We start from the raw sequence: 18,605 nt of genomic DNA, 5'->3' as shown, positions 1-18,605 counted from the left end.
GGACTCCAGGGTCCAGGAGAAAAGAGTGCTCACCCACCAGCCGGCTACCACCAGGAGTTTGCCGGATGGCTCACTCCCAAAAACTGATTAGGAGAATCATGCGCAAGATCATTGCTTCGACCCTGATGACACTCGACGGTGTGGTGGAGGACCCGGGCGGCTTCGGCGGTACGTCGTTCGGCGGCTGGGCGCAGCCGTACTTCGGCGAGGAGGCGGTGCGGCGGTCCATCGAGAAGCTCGCGTCGTGCGACTACTTCCTGTGCGGGCGCCGTACCTATGAGATGTTCTCGGCCGCCTGGGGTGACGCGGACGGCCCGTACGCGGACCGGCTGCGTGAGCTTCCCAAACTCGTTGCCTCCAGCACCTTGACCGGTGAGCTGACCTGGAACGCGACGCTCCTGGAAGGCGACGCGATCGCGGCGCTCAAGCGGATCAAGGAGGAGGGCGGCGGCGACATCATGATGTACGGCAACCCGGCGCTGCTGTACACCCTGCTGGAGAACGGGATGGTCGACCAAATGGATATCCTGTTACTCCCGGTGGTGCTCGGCACCGGGACGAAGCTCTCGGGTCCCCGCACCGGGCTGGAGCTGGTCCAGCAGGACACGTTGCCCTCGGGCGTCCTCGCGCTCAGCTACAAACCCGCATGAGTAAGGGGCCTGGCGACAACCGGGCCCCTTGTCTCAGCGGGTGGCAGCGACTTCCAGCGCGTCCTTGGACTCGTTGAGTGTCACCCGGACGGCCTCGCCGTCGCGGATCGAGCCGTCCAGCAGGCCGCGGGCGAGCTCGTCGCCGATCGCGGACTGCACCAGCCGGCGCAGCGGACGGGCGCCGTACACCGGGTCGTACCCGGTCATCGCCAGCCACTCCATCGCACCCTCGTCGACGTCCAGTGTGATCCGCCGGTCGGCGAGCCGCCGCTGCAGGCTGCCGATCTGCAGCCCGACGATCTGCGTCAGCTCCTCGCTGCCGAGCGCGTCGAACAGCACGATCTCGTCCAGCCGGTTGATGAACTCCGGCTTGAACGACTGCCGCACGGTCGCCATCACCTGGTCGCGCTTGATCTTGTCGTCCAGCGTGACGTCGGCCAGGTAGGCCGACCCCAGGTTGCTGGTCAGGATCAGGATCACGTTCCGGAAGTCGACCGTCCGGCCCTGGCCGTCGGTCAGCCGGCCGTCGTCGAGCACCTGCAGCAGGATGTCGAAGACCTCGGGGTGCGCCTTCTCCACCTCGTCGAGCAGGATCACCGAATACGGACGCCGGCGGACCGCTTCGGTCAGCTGGCCGCCCTCCTCGTACCCGACGTAGCCGGGCGGGGCGCCGACCAGCCGCGCGACGCTGTGCTTCTCGCTGTACTCCGACATGTCGATGCGGACCATCGCCCGCTCGTCGTCGAACAGGAAGTCCGCGAGCGCCTTCGCCAGCTCGGTCTTGCCGACACCGGTCGGACCGAGGAACAGGAAGCTTCCGGTCGGCCGGTCCGGGTCGGAGATGCCCGCCCGTGCACGGCGTACGGCGTCGCTGACCGCCTTGACCGCCTCGCGCTGACCGATCAGCCGGTGCCCGAGCTCGTCCTCCATCCGGAGCAGCTTGCCGGTCTCGCCCTCGAGCAGCCGGCCGGTCGGGATGCCGGTCCACATCGCGATCACCTCCGCGATCTCGGTCGGGCCGACCTCCTCGTTCACCATCGCCTCGGGGCCTTCGGCCACCTCCTCCTCGGCGTCGGCCTCCTCAAGCTCCTTGGTGAGCTGCGGGATCTCGCCGTACAGCAGCCGGGACGCGGTCTCCAGGTCGCCGTCACGCTGGGCGCGCTCGGCCTGGCCGCGGAGCTCGTCGATCCGCTCCTTGACCTCGCCGACCCGGTTCAGTCCGGACTTCTCCCGCTCCCAGCGGGCCTCCAGCGCGCGCAACTCCTCCTCGCGGTCGGCCAGGTCGGCACGCAGCCGCTCCAGCCGCTCCTGCGACGAGGCGTCCTCCTCGCGGGACAGCGCGAGCTCCTCCATCTTCAGCCGGTCGACGGTACGGCGCAGCGAGTCGATCTCGACCGGGGACGAGTCGATCTCCATCCGCAGCCGGGACGCGGCCTCGTCGACCAGGTCGATCGCCTTGTCGGGCAGCTGCCGGCCGGTGATGTACCGGTTCGAGAGCGTCGCCGCGGCGACCAGCGCGGAGTCGGAGATCGCGACCTTGTGGTGCGCCTCGTAGCGTTCCTTCAGACCGCGCAGGATCGCGATCGAGTCCTCGACCGACGGCTCACCGACGAACACCTGCTGGAACCGCCGCTCCAGCGCCGGGTCCTTCTCGATCCGGGTCCGGTACTCGTCCAGCGTGGTGGCGCCGATCATCCGCAGCTCGCCGCGGGCCAGCATCGGCTTCAGCATGTTGCCGGCGTCCATCGCGCCCTCGCCGGACGCACCGGCACCGACGACCGTGTGCAACTCGTCGATGAACGTGATGATCTGACCGTCGGACTCCTTGATCTCGGTCAGCACCGCCTTCAGCCGCTCCTCGAACTCACCGCGGTACTTCGCTCCCGCGACCATCGCGCCGAGGTCCAGGCTGATCAGCCGGCGACCGCGCAGCGATTCGGGCACATCGCCCGCGATGATCCGCTGGGCGAGCCCCTCGACGACGGCCGTCTTGCCGACGCCGGGCTCCCCGATCAGCACCGGGTTGTTCTTGGTACGCCGGGACAGCACCTGCACGACACGCCGGATCTCGGAGTCCCGCCCGATCACCGGGTCGAGCTTGCCGTCCTTCGCGCGCTCCGTCAGGTCGACGCCGTACTTCTCCAGGGTCTTGGTGGTGCCCTCGGCCTCCGGGGAGGTGATCCGCCGGTTGCCGCGCATCTCGCCGAACGCGGTCAGCAGCGCGTCCGGCGTCACGCCGAGCGCACTCTGCGCGCTGCTCTCGACAGCCGCGAGCGCGACCAGCAAGTGTTCGGTGGATACGTATTCATCGCCCAGTCCGAGCGCCCGCTGTTCCGCCTGATTCAGCACGTCGGAGGTCTTCGGCGACAGGCTCGGCGCCTGCACGCTGCCACCACTCGCCTTCGGCAGCCGGTTCAGCTGCTCGGCGGTCCTGCGGCGTACCGCGTCCGGGTCGCCGCCGGCCGCCTCGAGCAGGCCGATCGTCGTACCCTCGGGCTGCGCGAGCAGCGCGGACAGCAGGTGAATCGGTTCCACGGTCGGGTTGCCCGCCGCGGAGGTCTGACGGATCGCGACCGACAGGGTTTCCCGGGCCAGCGTCGTCAACCGCTGAACGTCCATCTAGTTCCAGCCTTTCGTTTCCAGCAACAAGACAGTCACTAGACACAACTTATCCAAACTTGAGTCCATTCCACTCAACTCTGGAAAATCTCAGGGCCGAACCAGGGTCCTCAACCGCGGCCGGCGGTCACCAGGCCGGCGTTGTAGGCGAGGATCACCGCCTGGACACGGTCCCGGGTGCCGGTCTTGGCGAGCATGCGGCTGACGTGGGTCTTCACCGTGTGCTCGGTCAGGTGCAGCTCGGCGGCGATCTCGGCGTTCGAGTTGCCCTTGGCGACCAGGACCAGGATCTCCCGCTCGCGCGCGGTCAGGACGTCGAGTTTGGCGGTCAGTTCGGGGTCGACGTGGTTCTCGGCGAAGCGGTCGATCAGCCGCCGGGTCACCGGTGGGGCGAGGAGCGCGTCACCGGCGGCGATCACCCGCACCGCGTTGATCAGCTCGTCCCGCGAGGAGCGCTTCAGCAGGAAGCCGCTCGCGCCGGCGCGGAGCGCGTCGTACACGTACTCGTCGAGGTCGAACGTGGTGAGGATCACCACCCGCGGGCCGCCGGCCAGCCGGCGAGTGGCCTCGATGCCGTCCATCACCGGCATCCGGACGTCCATCAGTACGACGGCCAGGTCCAGGATCGCGGCCGCCTGCCGGACCGCGTCCGCGCCGTCGGCGGCCTGCGCGACCACCTCGATGTCCGGCTGCCCGTCCAGGATCATCGCGATCCCGTCCCGGACCAGGTCCTGGTCGTCGACCACCATCACCTTGATCGGCTGCCCGTCCTCGGCCGGCACGGGCGGCGCGGGTGGCGGCGGGGTCGGCTTCACCGGCCGCCGCCCACCGGGAACCAGGCGGTGACGGTCGTGCCGGAGCCCGGCGTACTGCGGACGTCCAGCGTGCCGCCCTCGATCCGGGCCCGTTCGCGCATCCCGGCCAGCCCGTGCCGGGTGCCGCGCGCGGCGGCCTCGACGTCGAACCCGCTCCCGTCGTCGCTCACCTCGACCCGCACCCCCGTCTCCTCGACCTGCACCAGTACCCGCGCCGCCGACGCCTTCGCGTGCCGTACGACGTTCGTCAGCGCCTCCTGCACCAGCCGGTACGCCGCCAACTGCTGCCCCTCGGGCGGACCGTCCGGATCGCCCCGCAGGTCGAGCTCGATCGGCAGGTGGTCGTCGGACACGTCCGCCACCAACTGTGGCAGATCGGCCAGCCCGGGCTGCGGCGCCAGCTGCGGATCCGGTACGCCGTCCGCGTCCCGCAGCGCCGACAGCAGCCGGTCCAGTTCGCTCAACGCCCGCCGCCCGGCGTCCCCGATCCGCTGAAATCCGGCCAGTACGTCGTCATCGCCCCGGCGTACCAGGTCCGGGCCCGTCTCCGCCTGGATCACCATCAGGTTGACCGCGTGCGCGACCACGTCGTGCAGGTCGCGTGCGATGTACGAACGCTCGGTCAGCACCACCCGAGCGGCTTCACGCTCGGTCGCGGTCCGCTCGAGCTCGGCCTCCCGTTCGGCAGCCTGGACGTTCCGCCGGTAGAGCCTGACCGCGACGCCCGCACAGACCGGAAGCAGCAACGTGAGCGCGAAGCTGATCGGCCACTGGTGCCGGACGATCGCCTCGTAGTCCAGGTTGTGCAGGATCCCGTCGGCCCGTTGCTCCAGGCCGCCCTGCTTGATCTTCGGGAAGATCAGCACCATCACCACGTACCGCATCCGCCAGGTGATCAGCGGCATCGCGATCAGGACGCCCACAGCGGTCGGCACCGTCCAGCGCAAGCTGCGGTTCCCGGTCGGTACGACGACCAGCCGGTACAGCGCCAGCCCGAAGGCGCCGTACAGGGTCAGGATCGGCGTGGAGGCCTGCCAGTTGGCGATCAGCGAAGCGGCAGCCAGGACCACCACGGGGACGACCGGGACGCGCCGCAGTACCAACGTGAGGCAGGCGTACGCGACGGCGTACGGCATCCAGCGTGGCGCGCTCCACCAGTTGCCCTCGATCAGGTCCTCGCCGATCTCGGCCAGGACCAGGCCCGACGCGGCGACGGCCAGCAGTACGTCGCGCTGACGGCTGTACGACGGATCGCGCAAGAACGTGCGCAGGTCCCGCAGCCGGGTCGTCGCCGTGACGGCCTGCGCCCAACTGCGACGGCGGATCGTCAGGAAGAGGAGCGCGACGACGATCACGAGAATCGCTTGCCAGCGCTGCCAACCGTGGATGCTGAGGTACTTGTAGCCGTTGTCGGCGGGGGCATACAGGAAGTCCATCAGCCTGGCGCGGACCTGGTTCAGCAGCAGCGGCAACGCGGCGGAGAACCCGGCGACGACGAGTACGACCGGTACGCGGCAGCGACCTGCCAGCGACCACAGGGCGAGCACGGCACCGCCCAGCAGGAACCAGTCCGGCTGGCCGACGAGACCGGCGAAGTAGGCGCCGGCGATCAGAACGGGTAGCGCCAGCGCCGGCTCGATCCGCCGGATCGCGATCGCCAGCGGCACCGCCATCAGCACGAGCCGGATCCACAACGGCGCGTCCGGCCAGCCGCGGGCGCTGCTGCTGGTCGCCCGCAACTGCAGGCTCAGGAGGGCGGCCACCGCTAGCGCGACGTCCGGCCACAGAGTTCGCCACAGCCGCTGCACGCACCCATTGTGCGATGCCGCAGCGCCGCCTGCCGTCACTCTCAGGAATGACACCCGGGTCACTCTCGAGTGTCATCCCGGGCCCGCCGAGGTGGCTCGCGGCGGCGATCCGGGTTGGCTCTCACCGGCGATGTGCCGGGGCAGGGGTCGGCGGAATCGTCGAGGACATGACGATCGACCTTCAACCGGCACGCGTCCGACGGCAGGCCATTCCGGTGCTCGCGGCAACGATGTTGCCCGTCCTCTGCCTGCTGTTGTGGCATCCGTGGAACGCGACCATGGGCGACCTGCGGGTGTACCACGCGGCCGCCAGGGCGTTCGTGCACGGCCAGGACATCTACACCATCCCCGGCCTGGGCCTCGGGTTCACCTATCCGCCGTTCGCCGCGCTGCTGTTCGCGCCGTTCGCGCTCGGCGCCGGCTTCGCCCGGGTACTGATCACGCTCGCGTCCGCGGCCTCGCTGCTGGTGATCGGCTGGACCACGGCCAGGGCGCTCCGCTGGGGTCCGCTCGCCGCAGTCGGGATCGCGTTCGCGGCGCTGGCCTTCGAGCCGGTGTGGTCGACGTTCGGCCTCGGCCAGATCAACCTGGTACTGCTCGCGCTGCTGATGCCGGCCCTGGTCGGGCGGACGCGGTTCCGGGGCGTCCTGATCGGCGTTGCCACCGGCATCAAACTCACCCCGGGCATCTTCATCCTGTACCTGCTGATGACCAGACGCTTCCGCGAGGCGGCGATCGCCTGCGGTACGACGGCCGGCACCCTGCTGCTCGCGTACGTCGTGATGCCGCGGGCAACGATCGACTTCTGGACGAAGTACGTCTTCGACCCGAGTCGCCCGGGTCCGCCGCACTACATCAGCAACCAGTCGCTGCACGGCGCGATCGCCCGCCTCTCCGGGAACTCCGCCGTACCACTGTGGTTGCTTACAGCAACTGTTGTCGGCGTCGCCGGACTGCTGATCGCGCGCCGGCTCCACGACCGCGGCCTGGAGTTCGACGCGGTCGTCGTCACCGCGCTCACCGGTCTGCTGGTCTCACCGATCTCGTGGACCGGCCACTGGGTGTGGATCGTGCCCGCGACCGCGCTCGCCTGGTCGCGCTGCTCCGCGGTGCTGTCCTGGCGTACGGCGTGGGCCGTCGTACTGACGGCGGTGTTCGTGACCGGGCTGCCGTGGTGGCTGCCGTTCGCGCACGACCAGGAGTTCCACTACAACGCCGTACAGACAGTGGTCGCGAACGCGTACCTGCTCTGCGCTGTCGGGTTGATCGGTCAGGCGCTGAACTCGGACGCGCGGATCCGGTACACCTGGAGAGTGAGGTCGTAGTACTTGTCGGTCTCGCCGACCCACTCCATGCCGAGACGTTTCGCGGTCGCGATCGCGCGCTTGTTGTTCGGCCGCGCGACCGCGAACAGCTCGTCGACCTCGCCGCCGCTGAACGCCCAGCGCATCAGCCCGCGGCTCGCCTCGGTCGCGTACCCGTGCCCCCAGGCGCTCGGCCGCAACTGCCAGCCGATCTCCAGATCCTCCTCGTACGGCGGGAGCAACCGGATCAGCAGCGCGCCGACGACCTCGCCGTCGTCCTTGCGGGCCACCGCCCAGCGGCCGGCCGGAACCACGAAGTTCGGCTGCGCCTCGATCCAGGACTGCAGGATCAAACGCATGGTTGCGGCATCCGGCACCTTGTCGATGGCGGGTGACAGCCAGGGCGCCACGTCGGCGGAGCCGTAGATCTCCAGCGCGGCGTCGGCGTCATCTTCCTCCCAGTCCCGGATCACGAGCCGGTCCGTCTCCAGCATCAGCGTCACCTGGCCAGCGTATGCGGTCGGTCGCCGTACGCAACAGGAACGGCGGGTGAACTGAAGAACCGCAGGGCGGTCCTTGCGGGACCACCCTGCGGTGGCCGAAGGGCGCCGGGGGGTGACGCACCTTCGACTTGCGGAGGCGTCGAGGGGGAACGACGACCTCCACCAGGCCGGAGACTCCGAGGGGTGGGTTTTCGGACGTCTCCGGTGGCCTTGTTGTGGCGGGGGATCAGCGCGAGCCGAGTTCCAGAGGCTGGGTGCGGATCCACCGGGTGGTCGTCTGCTGCCGGCCCATGGCGATCACGTCGCCCGCGGGACCGGCGGAGAAGACCCGGCTGGCGGCGGGACGTCGCGAGACGCCGACACCGCGCTGGACCTCTGCCAGTAGCTGGTTGACCCGCTTACGCAGGTCCTCCACTTCGGACTGTAGCGCGAGAATGTGCCGAATTCCCGCCAGGTTGACGCCTTCTTCCTGACTGAGATGCTGGACATACCTCAGCCGCGCCACGTCGTACGCCGAATACCGCCGGCCGCGGCCGGACGCCCGGCTCGGCACCACGAGGCCGAGCCGGTCGTACTGGCGCAACGTCTGCGGATGCATGCCGGCCAGCTGGGCCGCGACCGAGATCACGTAGATCGGGGTGCGGTCGTCCCAGGTCGGCACCTGGCTGAACGGGATGCCCATCAGGAACTCCCGAACAACCCGGCCCGCAGATCAGGATGGTCGGACGCCGAGTTGAACTCCTGCAGCTTTTCCTTCTGCTCGTCGGTCAACTCGTGCGGCACCTGCACCTCGAGGGTGAGCAGCAGGTCGCCCTTCGTCCCGTCCCGGCGTACCGAACCCTTCCCGCGGACGCGCAGCTTGCTGCCGTTCGCCGTACCGGCCGGGATCCGGACCGTGACCGGGAGACCGTCCAAGGTCGGGACCTTGATCTCCGCGCCGAGCGCCGCCTCGGTGAAGCTCACCGGGACGTTCAGGGTCAGGTGCTCACCCTGCCGGCCGAAGATCCGGTGCGGCTTGACGTGCACGGTGACATACAGATCGCCTGCGGGTCCACCACGCTCGCCGGCCGCGCCCTTGCCCTTCAGCCGGATCCGCTGACCGTCCTGCACGCCCGCCGGGATGCGGACCTGCATGGTCTTGCTCGACTGGCCGCGGCCGGAGCCGTGGCAGGTCTCGCACGGCTGGTCGACGACCAGACCGCGGCCCTTGCACTCGGTGCACGGCTCGGTCATCGCGAACACACCGCCCTGCACCGAGGTCTGCATACCCGTGCCCTCGCACTTCAGGCAGACCTTCGGCACCGTGCCGTACTTCGCGCCGGTCCCCCGGCAGGTCGGGCACGGCTCGTCGCTGGTCATCCGGAGGCCGACCGTGACACCGTTCACCGCCTCGGCGAACTCGATCGTCGCCTCGGTCTCGATGTCCTGGCCGCGCCGCGGCCGGGCCGTCGTCGTGGTCGTGGTCCGGCCACCGCCGCCGAACATCCCGCCCAGGATGTCGCCGAGCCCGCCGCCGGTGTTCTGACCGCCGCGGTTGAACAGGTCCCCGACGTTGAAGTCGAAGCCACCGCCCTGACCGCTGCCGCTCGGCATCCGGAAGCCGCCGCTGCCGAACAGCCGGCGCGCCTCGTCGTACTCCTTGCGCTTCTTGGCGTCGCCGACCACGTCGTACGCCTCGGAGACCTCCTTGAACTTGGCCTCCGCCTTGGTGTCCCCGGCGTTCGAGTCCGGGTGGTACTGGCGTGCCAGCTTCCGGTAGGCCTTCTTGATCTCGTCGGGCTCGGCGGTCTTGGAGACGCCGAGAACCTTGTAGAAGTCCTTCTCGATCCAGTCCTTCGTGCTCATCCGGCGCCTCCCCTCCCGTCGTGGCCGCTGTTACTCCGCGGAACCGTCCGCGTCTTCATCTGTGCTCTCCACCGGTACGTCGGCCTTGGCGGCGTCGGCCGGCAGTTGTTCGGTCGGCTCCGACACGGCCACCCGGGCCGCCCGCAGGATCCGCTCGCCGAGCCGGTAGCCCGGTTGCATGATCATCGTCGCGGTCGGGCCGTCGACGTCGTCGGAGTAGTTGTGCAGCAGGGCCTCGTGGATCCGCGGGTCGAAGGTGTCGCCCTTCTCGCCGAACTTCACCAGGCCGAGCTTCTCGGTGACCCGCTCCAGCGACTCGGAGACCGCCTTGAAGGCACCCTCCAGCTCACCGGCCTCGCGGGCCCGGCCGATGTCGTCCAGGATCCCCAGCAGCTCGGTCAGCACCGTGCCGACCACCAGCTCCCGGGCCGCCTCGCGGTCCCGGTCCACCCGGCGCTTGTAGTTCACGTACTCGGCCTGCAGCCGCTGCAGGTCCGCCGTACGCTCAGCGAGCGCCTCGGTCAGCAGCGCCTCCTGGGCGGACGGACCGATCAGGTCCGACGGGTCCCTGGGCGGCTGGCCACCGGCCGCGGGGCCCCCTTCCGAGGGCTCCCGCAGCTTGCCGGTCTCCGGGTCGATCCGGCGCTTGTCGCGGACGACGGGCTCACCGTCGCCGAACTCGCTGCCCGTCGGTCGATCCGTCACTTGTCCTCCGTCTTGTCCTGCGGCCGGTCCTCGTCCACGATCTCCGCGTCGACCACGTCGTCGTCGGTGCTCGAGCTGGTGTCCTCGGAGGTGGCGCTGTCCTCGGTCTGGCCGGAGGCCTGGGCGTTCGCGTACATCGCGGCACCCATCTTCTGGCTGGACTGGGCAAGCTTCTCCGAGGCGGCCTTGACCGCGTCGGCGTCGTCACCCTCGAGGGCCTTCTTCAGCTCGGCGACGGCGTCCTTGACCTCGGTCTTGACGTCGTCCGGAACCTTGTCCTCGTTCTCCTGCAGGAACTTCTCGGTCTGGTAGACCAGCGACTCCGCCTGGTTGCGGTTCTCCACCGCCTCGCGGCGCTTGCGGTCCTCCTCGGCGTACTGCTCGGCGTCGCGGACCATCTGGTCGATGTCGGTCTTCGGCAGCGCGGAGCCACCGGTCACCGTCATCCGCTGCTCCTTGCCGGTGGCCAGGTCCTTGGCGTTCACGTGCACGATGCCGTTCGCGTCGATGTCGAAGGTGACCTCGATCTGCGGCACGTTCCGCGGCGCCGGCGGCAGGCCGGTCAGCTCGAAGTTGCCGAGCGACTTGTTGTCCCGGGCCATCTCGCGCTCGCCCTGGTACACCTGGATCATCACCGACGGCTGGTTGTCCTCGGCCGTGGTGAAGATCTCCGAGCCCTTGGTCGGGATCGTGGTGTTCCGCTCGATGATCTTGGTGAACACGCCGCCCTTGGTCTCGATACCGAGGCTCAGCGGGGTCACGTCGAGCAGCAGGACGTCCTTGACCTCACCCTTCAGCACACCGGCTTGAAGCGACGCTCCGACTGCCACAACTTCGTCCGGGTTCACGCCCTTGTTCGGGTCCTTGCCACCGGTCAGCTCCTTGACCAGGTCGGCCACCGCGGGCATCCGGGTCGAACCGCCGACCAGGATCACGTGGTCGATCTTGCTGACGTCGATACCGGCGTCCTTGATGACGGCCTTGAACGGGGCGCGGGCGCGCTCCAGCAGGTCGTTCGACATCTTCTGGAACTCGGCGCGGGAGAGCTTCTCCTCCAGGTGCAGCGGGCCCGAGTCGGTGAGGCTCAGGTACGGCAGGTGGATGGTGGTCTCGGCCGCGCTGGACAGCTCGATCTTGGCCTTCTCGGCGGCCTCGTTCAGCCGCTGCATGGCCATCTTGTCGCCGGACAGGTCGGTGCCGTTCTTGTTCTTGAACTGGGTCACCAGCCACTGGACGATCCGGTTGTCCCAGTCGTCACCACCGAGGTGGTTGTCACCGCTGGTCGCCTTCACCTCGAAGACGCCGTCGCCGATCTCCAGCAACGACACGTCGAACGTGCCGCCACCGAGGTCGAAGACCAGGATGGTCTGCTCGGTGCCCTTGTCCAGGCCGTACGCGAGCGCGGCCGCGGTCGGCTCGTTGACGATCCGGTGCACCTTCAGGCCCGCGATCTCGCCGGCCTCCTTGGTCGCCTGGCGCTGCGCGTCGGAGAAGTAGGCCGGCACGGTGATGACCGCGTCCGTGACCTGCTCCCCGAGGTACGCCTCGGCGTCCCGCTTCAGCTTCTGCAGCACGAACGCGCTGATCTGCTGCGGGGTGAACTTCTTGCCGTCGATGTCGACGGACCAGTTCTCACCCATGTGCCGCTTCACCGAGCGGATCGTCCGGTCGACGTTCGTGGTGGCCTGGCGCTTCGCCACCTCGCCGACCAGGACCTCGCCGTTCTTGGCGAAGGCCACCACCGAGGGCGTCGTACGCGCTCCCTCGGCGTTGGGGATGACGGTGGGCTCGCCACCTTCCAGTACGGCGATGACGGAGTTCGTCGTACCGAGATCGATTCCGACCGCGCGGGCCATGCTGTTACCTCCACGAAGTTGAGTGATGCAGACTCAATGTTGCCCGTTCGTCCGCCTCGGTTCAAATCCGTGACGCAACAAACTTGAGTTCACTAGGCTCAACATTGCACACCGCCCAGGTCATTCCCAAGGCCACCCCCGATTTTCCGGGTCCGGGCCAGGGTCGGGCCAGGGAGCATCCAGAAACTGCCCCTGCCTCAGTCAGGGTTTTCCATGGGATGGTGTGCCGGTGAGACTCCGCCCGATGACCGCCGCTGACTTCGTCGCGGTACTTGCGCTCAACGCCGCCGCGGAGGGTCTGGTCCAACCACTCGGCCCGGACCGCCTGGACTGGCTCCGCCTGATCGCCGCCCACGCCGTCGTGGTCGACGTGGACGGCCGGCCCGCCGGTTTCGTCCTCACCTTCACCCCCGGGTCGGCGTACGACGGCCCCGAGTTCGGATGGTTCACCCAGACCTACGCCGACCGCTTCCTGTACATCGAGCGGATCGTCGTCGACCCCGAGCACCGCCGCCAGGGCATCGCCTCGACGGTGTACAACGCGATCGAACGGGCCGCCAAGCCGTTCGACCGCGCCGTCGCCCGGGTCCGCTCCGACTCGCTCGACTCCGCCGGCCTGACCTTCCACACCACCCGCGGCTACCACGAGGTCGCCAGCCAACGCCTAGCCAACGGCACCTCCACCGCCCTACTGTCCAAGGAACTGCCAGACACCGCCTAGAGCCGCCGTACGTCGAGCAGCGCCCGCACGGGCAACTCGTGCCGCACCCGCGGCTCGGTCAACCCGTCGACGACAGCGGCCACTCCGACCCATCGCGCCCCGCAGTCCTCGACCAACCCGCGAGCCACCCGCGCCGTCGCGCCGGTCTCGACCCAGTCGTCGACCATCAACACCCGGTCCCCGGCCCGCACCAGCCGGCGCGGAAACCCGAACACCTGCTGCCGATCCCGATAGTCCGGCCCACTCGTCCGCCGCACCCACCGCTCACTGTCGACCGAGCTCCCGCCTTCCTTCCGCATCTCCACGAACCCCACACCCAGTGCAGCCGCCGTCAAAGCCCCCACCAGCGACCCCCGCGACACCGGTCCCAGCACCACCGTCGGCACCTCGTCGTACAACCCCGCGAGCGCTGGACCGAGCTCCCGGAGCAGTTCGGCGTCCCGCCACCATCCGGTGAGATCGGCGAAGCTGCTTCAGGCGCCGCGATCTGTCTGCCACCGGAAGGCGCTCCGGAGCCGTGCTTTGGTGTCCACACCTCCAGCCTCCCGCACCCCGCCGAGTGCCGCACGTGGTTTTCGCCGACCGCGGCGGCAAGAAGCTGTTCGCGTATGGCGCGAAGGGTGACGCCTGGCCCTAGCTGAAGTCGGCCCGGTAGTCCTCGGCCCACTGGGTGTAGGAGCGGCCTGGCCGGCCGGTGATCGTCTGGACGACGTCGGTCACCGGCGCGGCGCTGTCCACGTGCGCCGCCCAGTCGTCGAGGAGTACGTCCGCCGGTGCGTACGGGCCCATCGCTTCCCGTGCTGCGTCGGCCGACAGCTCCTCGTATCGCAATGGCCTGCCCAGTACCTTGCCCAAGAGCTTGATCTGCTCGGCATGAGTCAACGACTCCGGACCGGTGATCTGGTAGGTCTGTCCCGCGTGCTTGTCGTCGGTCAGAGCGGCGACAGCGACCCCGGCGAAGTCGGCCGGGTGGATCGGCGCGCCGGCCGCTTCTGCGTACGGCCCGCGTACGACGTCCCCGGCCTTGACCTGCGCCGGAACATCGAAGGCCCACTGCAGGGCATTCGAAGCGGACAGCTCCAGCCGCAGGAACGTCCATTCCAGGCCGGACTCTCGCAGCGCCTGCTCGATGTCGTGGTGGAAGGCGGCGACCACGTGCGGCTGCTCCTGAGCCTCGTCGTCGACCGATCCCGAGGACTGGAAGACGATCCGGCGTACTCCGGCGTCCTTGGCAGCGGCGATGAATGCCGGAGCGAACCCCGGTACGACGGCGAGCAGGAACACGGACGTGACGCCCTCCATCGCCAGGCGCATGGACTCCGGATCGCTGAGGTCGCCCGCGACCACGTCGGCAGCGGCCGGCAGACCGGACTTCTCCGGATCGCGCGTCAGGGCGCGGACCTGGCGGCCGGCGGCGACGAGTTGTTCGACGATCGAGCGGCCGACGGGGGCAGTGGCGGCGGTGACCAGAATCATCATGTTCTCCTTGTTCTGTATGGCGTTCAGAGTTCTGCGGGGTCGTTCAGAGGGAGGCGAGATCGATCGCGGCGGCCATCGCTTCGAGGCCGGCATCGTTGGGGTGCAGCGCATCGCCGGCGTTGTAGGCGGACCGGAGCGCCGCGGGGTCCGCGGGATCGGCCAAGACAGCGTCGAAGTCGACGACGGCGTCGTACTCGCCGCTGGTGCGGATCCACTGGTTGACCTGCCGGCGAACGAGCTCACCGTGCGGCGAGTCGAGCATGGAGCCCTTCATCGGCGTGATCGTGCCGCCGACGATCCGCACATCGCTGGAATGCGCGGCCTTGATCAGCCGGCGATGCGCGGCAATCAGCTGGTCGGCGGTCACCTCGGGGTTGAAGCCGAGGTCGTTGAGGCCTTGGGACACGATGACCGTACGGACGGACGGCTGGTCGAGTACGTCGCGGCGGAACCGGCTCAACGCGCTGTCTCCGCAGCAGTCCGAGTCCTCCAATACGCGGTTGCCGGAGAGGCCGGCGTTCACGACGCTGAGGCGTGAGCCCGCCAGCCGCTCGGCGAGCTGGTCGGGGTAGCGGTTGTCGGCGTCATGGGTCGAACTGACCCCGTCCGTGATCGAGTCGCCGAATGCCACCACGGTCGATCGGGCCGAGCTGCCGGAGGTGTCGACGCCGGTCACGTAGTACGAGGAGTGGCTCTCCCCGGTGAAGGCGGTGACGCCCGAGTCGTACCGGTGATCACCAGTCGCCTTGTAGGTCGTCGCGGCCGCGGATTCGTGGAAGGTGGCCGGACCGGTGGCCGTAGCGAAGTACAGGGTGATGGTGAGGCGTTCGAGGGCAGACGTTCGCAGCGGGATCGCATCGCTGACCGCATCCTGACCGGCCGGCACGGCGATGGAGCGTACGCGCCGGAAGGTCAGGTCGCGCGTCGTGCCGGCCACGGCCGAGGCGCCCGAGCCGGCCTTCGCCACGGTCGCACCCGTCAGCCGGAGCGGGGTGCTGCCGTAGCGGTTGGACAGGCGGATGCGGAGGTGGGAACCGCCCGCGCTGATCCGGACGACCTGGCGGATCGACTCGTCGGCGAAGCCGTCAAGCGACCAGTTCTTGCCCTGCCAGGTCTCGCCCATCGGGCGCTGGACCGGGGTGGTCCAGGCGGCGGTCCAGCGGCTGGTGGATGCGGAAGCGGGGGCCGGAGCAAGCAGTGCGGTGATGATGCCGGTTGCGAGGAGGGTGCCGACCAGGCGGTGGATTCTCATAGGGCAAATCTGTCGTGATCCGGCCGCCCGGACATCGGGAGAACTGTCAGTATCCGCGGCTCGGCTCTTTACCTGTCCGCGTGCGGGTCTTTAGCCGGGCACTGGCATCATGACTGCGGTGACCACGCGAGGGACGAGCCCAGTCTTCGTCGGCCGGGCGGCCGAGTCGGCGGATCTGGTCGCGGCGTACCGGGTCGCCGTCACCGGGGGCGCCACTTTCGCGGTCGTCGCCGGTGAGGCCGGTATCGGGAAATCCCGGCTGGTCGGCGAGATCACCACCGGGCTCGATTCCGCCGTGACGGTCGTCACCGGCGATTGCCTGGAGCTGGGGGCGGACCAGTTGCCGTTCGCGCCCTTCCGCGCCGTGCTACGCCGGCTGCGCCGCGACCTCGGCGTGGAGACGATCCGGGAACTCCTTCCGCCGGGTGAGCTGACGCTGGCACGCTGGCTCCCCGAACTCGGTCCGGCGGCAGCCGATCACGATGCGCTCCAGGGCCGGTCGCGGCTGTTCGAAGAAGTGCTGACGGTGCTGGAGGGGGCAGCGGCGGTTCGGCCTCTCGTCGTGGTGCTCGAAGACCTGCATTGGGCGGACCCGGCGAGCGTCGATCTGCTGGCTTTCCTGGTCCGCAATCTCGAACAGGCCGGCCTGTTCGTGATCTGCACCTATCGGCCCACCGATGTCGGCGCTGCGCACCCGCTGCGTCCCGTGCTCGCGGACCTCGCTCGACGTCCGAGCCACCACTTCATCGACCCTCAGCCGTTGAGTGCGGTCGAGACCGCGCAACTCCTGGCCGGACTGCTCGGTCGTGAGCCGGACCGCGGTCTGGTCGCGCGAGTGCACGATCGTAGCGACGGAAATCCGCTGTTCGTCGAGGCACTCGCCGCCGATCCCGCCGCCGTCGCCCCTGCGCCACTGCGGGACTGGCTGGCCGCGGCAATAGCAAAACTCCCTGAAACCGCCCGCTCGTTACTTCGCGCTGCCGCGGTCGCCGGCCAGGAGGTACGGCACGCCTTGCTTGTGGCCGCGTCCGGTTTGGTGGACTCCGAGCTCGAACCCGCTCTGCGTGAGCTGGTCGACCGCCAGCTGCTGGTTGTCCGGGAGGACGGGTACGCGTTCCGGCATGCGTTGTTCCGCGACGCGGTTCTGTACGACGTACTGCCGGGCGAGCGCCGCAGACTCAACGCGCGCTGTGCCGAGGCGATAGCCGAGAACCGTTCCTTGGTGTCCCAGCCGGCGGCTGAGTTGGCGCTGCGGTGGGGCGCGGCTGGAGATCTTGAGCGGGCGCTGGCTCCTGCGTGGGAGGCAGCCGACGAGGCTGAGCGCTCGTACGCCTACGAGCAGCAGTTGCGGATGCTCACCCGTGTGCTGGCCTGGTGGGACGAGGTCCCTGAGCCCGCGACGCGACTCGGGGTGTCGCAGGCAGTAGTGCTCCATCGCGCGGCCGAGGCCTGTAGCTCGGCGGGCGAGTTTGAGCAAGGCATCGCCCATGCGACGGCGGCGCTCGACCAGCTCGCTCAGGTGGATGAGTTGCGCGCCAGGGTCCTGGCCGTCCGCGGCTTCCTGAACCGCCGAGCCGGCCGGGCCGGAGACGCTGATCTCGAGGCGGCCCTTGATGCCATGCCCGCCGACGCGTCCGCTGACCTCCGAGGGCAGATCCTCGCGCAACTGGCGGTCAACGCGAGCCGGTGGGACGGGGATGCACAACAAAGCACGAAGTACGCCGAGGAGGCACTCCGGATCGGTCGCGATCATGGGCTGCTCGCCGTCCAGGCGACGGCGCTGATCGCATCCGCGCGAACCGCCGCGCTCGCCGGCAAGTCCGACGAGGCGCTCCGGCTGTTCCAGGAGTCGGGCCGGGTCGCGAGGTCCGCCAACGATCAATACACCCTGCTCACCGCCTTGCTGGCCGAGGCCTACACGTTGATGGGTTCCGGCGATTACGCACAGGCCGCGGTCGTCGCGGGTGAGGGGCGGTCGCTGGCGTATCGCGTCGGGCAGGGGCGTTCGAGGGGCGCCGACCTGGCCGCCGTACTGGCTCAGGCACTGTGGCTACTCGGGCGGTGGCCGGAGTCACGCGAGGTCGTCGAGGACACACTCGCGGAGGAGCCGCCGGCGATGATGGCCGGCATCCTGCTCGACCAGTTGGCGGAGATCGCTCTCGCGCAAGGCGAGCCGGTTGTCGCGGCGGATGCTGTGTCGAGGTCGACGCCGTTGCTGACGCGTGAGGCCGGCCGGACCACGGTGCCCGTGTTCGTGGCCGGGGTTCATTGCCGGGTTGCTCTTGCACAAGGGGATTTCGCCGCCGCGGACCGGATTCTGTCGGACGCCTTGGGCGATCCCGGATTCTTCGGTGATCCCTGGTCGGTACTCCACGCGGGTGTGCAGCTTCAACGGTCATCGGGGGTTCGCGTCGCGCAACGCGAGGATGAGCTTCGGGAGTTGGCTCGGCAGTGCACGGCCGACCGGCCTGCGCAGCTTGCCGAACGGCTGTCATTCGACGCCGAGGTCGATGGTGCCGCCGATGTGGCCGCCTGGGACGCGGCGGTGGCCGCGTGGCGGGTCCTGTCCCAGCCGTATCGGTTGGCGCAGGCGCTGTTTGGTGCGGCGGAAGCGGCGGTCGCCGCCGGGCAGCGGGCGGCGGCTGGGGAACGACTACGGGAGTCGGCCTCCCTGGCCGAGGAGCTCGGGGCCGCGCCGCTGAGCCGCGAGATCGAGCAACTGGCGGTCCGTGGCCGGCTCGACCTCGCCGTGCCGGAGTCGCCCCAGCCGAAGACGGAGGACCGGTTCGGCCTCACCAACCGTGAGCTCGACGTGCTGCGCCTACTGACCGACGGCCGCACCAACAGCCAGATCGCCGCCGAGCTCTTCATGTCCCCGAGCACGGCCGGAGTTCACGTCTCCCGCATCCTCACCAAGCTAGGCGTCTCCCGCCGGACCGAAGCCGCCGCGGTAGCCCACCGCACGGCCCTGTTCAACTGACTCGCGACCGGCAGCAGGTGATCGATTCCGCCGGCCGAGCACACTCCGAGCTGTCCCGGCGCAACGGT

The 18,605-nt window shown here is 69.3% G+C and carries 15 protein-coding genes; 4 read left to right on the top strand and 11 right to left on the bottom strand.

Features of this window, described 5'->3' with window-relative positions; translation table 11 throughout:
* Positions 1–98: 98 nt before the first annotated feature.
* On the top strand, positions 99–650 hold the full coding sequence (locus ACFV9C_RS43565; protein WP_380203792.1) for a dihydrofolate reductase family protein: 552 nt from the start codon (positions 99–101) through the stop codon (positions 648–650).
* A 33-nt stretch (positions 651–683) separates the two neighbouring features.
* Here the strand turns inward: ACFV9C_RS43565 and clpB are convergent, their stop codons facing one another.
* The 3 genes from clpB to ACFV9C_RS43550 all read right to left on the bottom strand — a co-directional run bounded on the left by clpB (position 684) and on the right by ACFV9C_RS43550 (position 5,892).
* A complete protein-coding gene (clpB, locus tag ACFV9C_RS43560) occupies positions 684–3,269 on the bottom strand; it encodes an ATP-dependent chaperone ClpB (RefSeq protein ID WP_380203790.1) in 2,586 nt (861 codons plus the stop codon).
* Between the two features lie 110 nt (positions 3,270–3,379).
* Positions 3,380–4,084: a response regulator gene (locus ACFV9C_RS43555; RefSeq protein WP_380203788.1), complete on the bottom strand. Its 705-nt coding sequence runs from the start codon at positions 4,082–4,084 to the stop codon at positions 3,380–3,382.
* On the bottom strand, positions 4,081–5,892 hold the full coding sequence (locus tag ACFV9C_RS43550) for a sensor histidine kinase (RefSeq protein ID WP_380203786.1): 1,812 nt from the start codon (positions 5,890–5,892) through the stop codon (positions 4,081–4,083). The genes ACFV9C_RS43555 and ACFV9C_RS43550 overlap by 4 nt, the downstream gene beginning before the upstream one ends.
* A gap of 167 nt (positions 5,893–6,059) precedes the next feature.
* On the opposite strand from ACFV9C_RS43550, the gene ACFV9C_RS43545 reads away from it, so the two are divergent.
* Complete coding sequence (locus ACFV9C_RS43545) at positions 6,060–7,217, top strand: glycosyltransferase 87 family protein (protein WP_380203784.1); 1,158 nt, start codon at positions 6,060–6,062, stop codon at positions 7,215–7,217.
* Here ACFV9C_RS43545 and ACFV9C_RS43540 read toward each other — a convergent pair.
* The 5 genes from ACFV9C_RS43540 to dnaK form a co-directional block, all read right to left on the bottom strand.
* The gene (locus tag ACFV9C_RS43540) at positions 7,163–7,690 is read right to left on the bottom strand and encodes a GNAT family N-acetyltransferase (RefSeq protein WP_380203799.1); all 528 of its coding nucleotides are present in this window, start codon (positions 7,688–7,690) and stop codon (positions 7,163–7,165) included. The genes ACFV9C_RS43545 and ACFV9C_RS43540 overlap by 55 nt on opposite strands.
* A 235-nt stretch (positions 7,691–7,925) precedes the next feature.
* Positions 7,926–8,381, bottom strand: a complete 456-nt coding sequence (locus tag ACFV9C_RS43535; RefSeq protein WP_380203781.1) for a heat shock protein transcriptional repressor HspR — start codon at positions 8,379–8,381, stop codon at positions 7,926–7,928.
* Positions 8,381–9,544, bottom strand: coding sequence for a molecular chaperone DnaJ (gene dnaJ, locus ACFV9C_RS43530; protein WP_380203779.1), 1,164 nt, complete (start codon positions 9,542–9,544; stop codon positions 8,381–8,383). Before dnaJ ends, ACFV9C_RS43535 begins: the two co-directional genes overlap by 1 nt.
* Positions 9,545–9,574: 30 nt before the next feature.
* Entirely contained in the window at positions 9,575–10,249 is a 675-nt protein-coding gene (grpE, locus tag ACFV9C_RS43525) for a nucleotide exchange factor GrpE (protein WP_380203777.1), read from the bottom strand.
* Positions 10,246–12,105 carry a molecular chaperone DnaK gene (dnaK, locus tag ACFV9C_RS43520; RefSeq protein ID WP_380203775.1) on the bottom strand — a complete coding sequence of 620 codons (1,860 nt, stop codon included), beginning with the start codon at positions 12,103–12,105 and terminating at the stop codon, positions 10,246–10,248. The genes grpE and dnaK overlap by 4 nt, the downstream gene beginning before the upstream one ends.
* Before the next feature lie 244 nt (positions 12,106–12,349).
* Here dnaK and ACFV9C_RS43515 point away from each other — a divergent pair, with 244 nt between their 5' ends.
* Complete coding sequence (locus ACFV9C_RS43515; RefSeq protein ID WP_380203773.1) at positions 12,350–12,826, top strand: GNAT family N-acetyltransferase; 477 nt, start codon at positions 12,350–12,352, stop codon at positions 12,824–12,826.
* Here the strand turns inward: ACFV9C_RS43515 and ACFV9C_RS43510 are convergent.
* The 3 genes from ACFV9C_RS43510 to ACFV9C_RS43500 form a co-directional block, all read right to left on the bottom strand.
* A complete protein-coding gene (locus tag ACFV9C_RS43510; RefSeq protein WP_380203797.1) occupies positions 12,823–13,212 on the bottom strand; it encodes a phosphoribosyltransferase family protein in 390 nt (129 codons plus the stop codon). The two genes, ACFV9C_RS43515 and ACFV9C_RS43510, sit on opposite strands and share 4 nt — an antisense overlap.
* Before the next feature lie 247 nt (positions 13,213–13,459).
* Complete coding sequence (locus ACFV9C_RS43505; RefSeq protein ID WP_380203771.1) at positions 13,460–14,302, bottom strand: NAD(P)H-binding protein; 843 nt, start codon at positions 14,300–14,302, stop codon at positions 13,460–13,462.
* A gap of 46 nt (positions 14,303–14,348) precedes the next feature.
* Positions 14,349–15,557 carry an SGNH/GDSL hydrolase family protein gene (locus ACFV9C_RS43500; RefSeq protein ID WP_380203769.1) on the bottom strand — a complete coding sequence of 403 codons (1,209 nt, stop codon included), beginning with the start codon at positions 15,555–15,557 and terminating at the stop codon, positions 14,349–14,351.
* A 118-nt stretch (positions 15,558–15,675) separates the two neighbouring features.
* On the opposite strand from ACFV9C_RS43500, the gene ACFV9C_RS43495 reads away from it, so the two are divergent.
* Positions 15,676–18,537, top strand: coding sequence for a helix-turn-helix transcriptional regulator (locus ACFV9C_RS43495; RefSeq protein ID WP_380203767.1), 2,862 nt, complete (start codon positions 15,676–15,678; stop codon positions 18,535–18,537).
* Positions 18,538–18,605: the final 68 nt, after the last annotated feature.

The organism is Kribbella sp. NPDC059898 (genome assembly GCF_042730855.1).
Classification (GTDB): Bacteria; Actinomycetota; Actinomycetes; order Propionibacteriales; family Kribbellaceae; genus Kribbella.
Note: the sequence above shows the minus strand (reverse complement) of the source record. Positions and strands in the feature narration are given on the sequence as shown.

Bases quoted from the DNA above. Each gene is read 5' to 3' on its own strand.
- ACFV9C_RS43565 (WP_380203792.1), top strand. From the start codon at position 99: ATGCGCAAGATCATTGCTTCGACCCTGATGACACTCGACGGTGTGGTG.
- clpB (WP_380203790.1), bottom strand. From the start codon at position 3,269: ATGGACGTTCAGCGGTTGACGACGCTGGCCCGGGAAACCCTGTCGGTC.
- ACFV9C_RS43545 (WP_380203784.1), top strand. From the start codon at position 6,060: ATGACGATCGACCTTCAACCGGCACGCGTCCGACGGCAGGCCATTCCG.
- ACFV9C_RS43540 (WP_380203799.1), bottom strand. From the start codon at position 7,690: ATGCTGGAGACGGACCGGCTCGTGATCCGGGACTGGGAGGAAGATGAC.
- ACFV9C_RS43535 (WP_380203781.1), bottom strand. From the start codon at position 8,381: ATGGGCATCCCGTTCAGCCAGGTGCCGACCTGGGACGACCGCACCCCG.
- dnaJ (WP_380203779.1), bottom strand. From the start codon at position 9,544: ATGAGCACGAAGGACTGGATCGAGAAGGACTTCTACAAGGTTCTCGGC.
- dnaK (WP_380203775.1), bottom strand. From the start codon at position 12,105: ATGGCCCGCGCGGTCGGAATCGATCTCGGTACGACGAACTCCGTCATC.
- ACFV9C_RS43515 (WP_380203773.1), top strand. From the start codon at position 12,350: ATGACCGCCGCTGACTTCGTCGCGGTACTTGCGCTCAACGCCGCCGCG.
- ACFV9C_RS43505 (WP_380203771.1), bottom strand. From the start codon at position 14,302: ATGATTCTGGTCACCGCCGCCACTGCCCCCGTCGGCCGCTCGATCGTC.
- ACFV9C_RS43500 (WP_380203769.1), bottom strand. From the start codon at position 15,557: ATGAGAATCCACCGCCTGGTCGGCACCCTCCTCGCAACCGGCATCATC.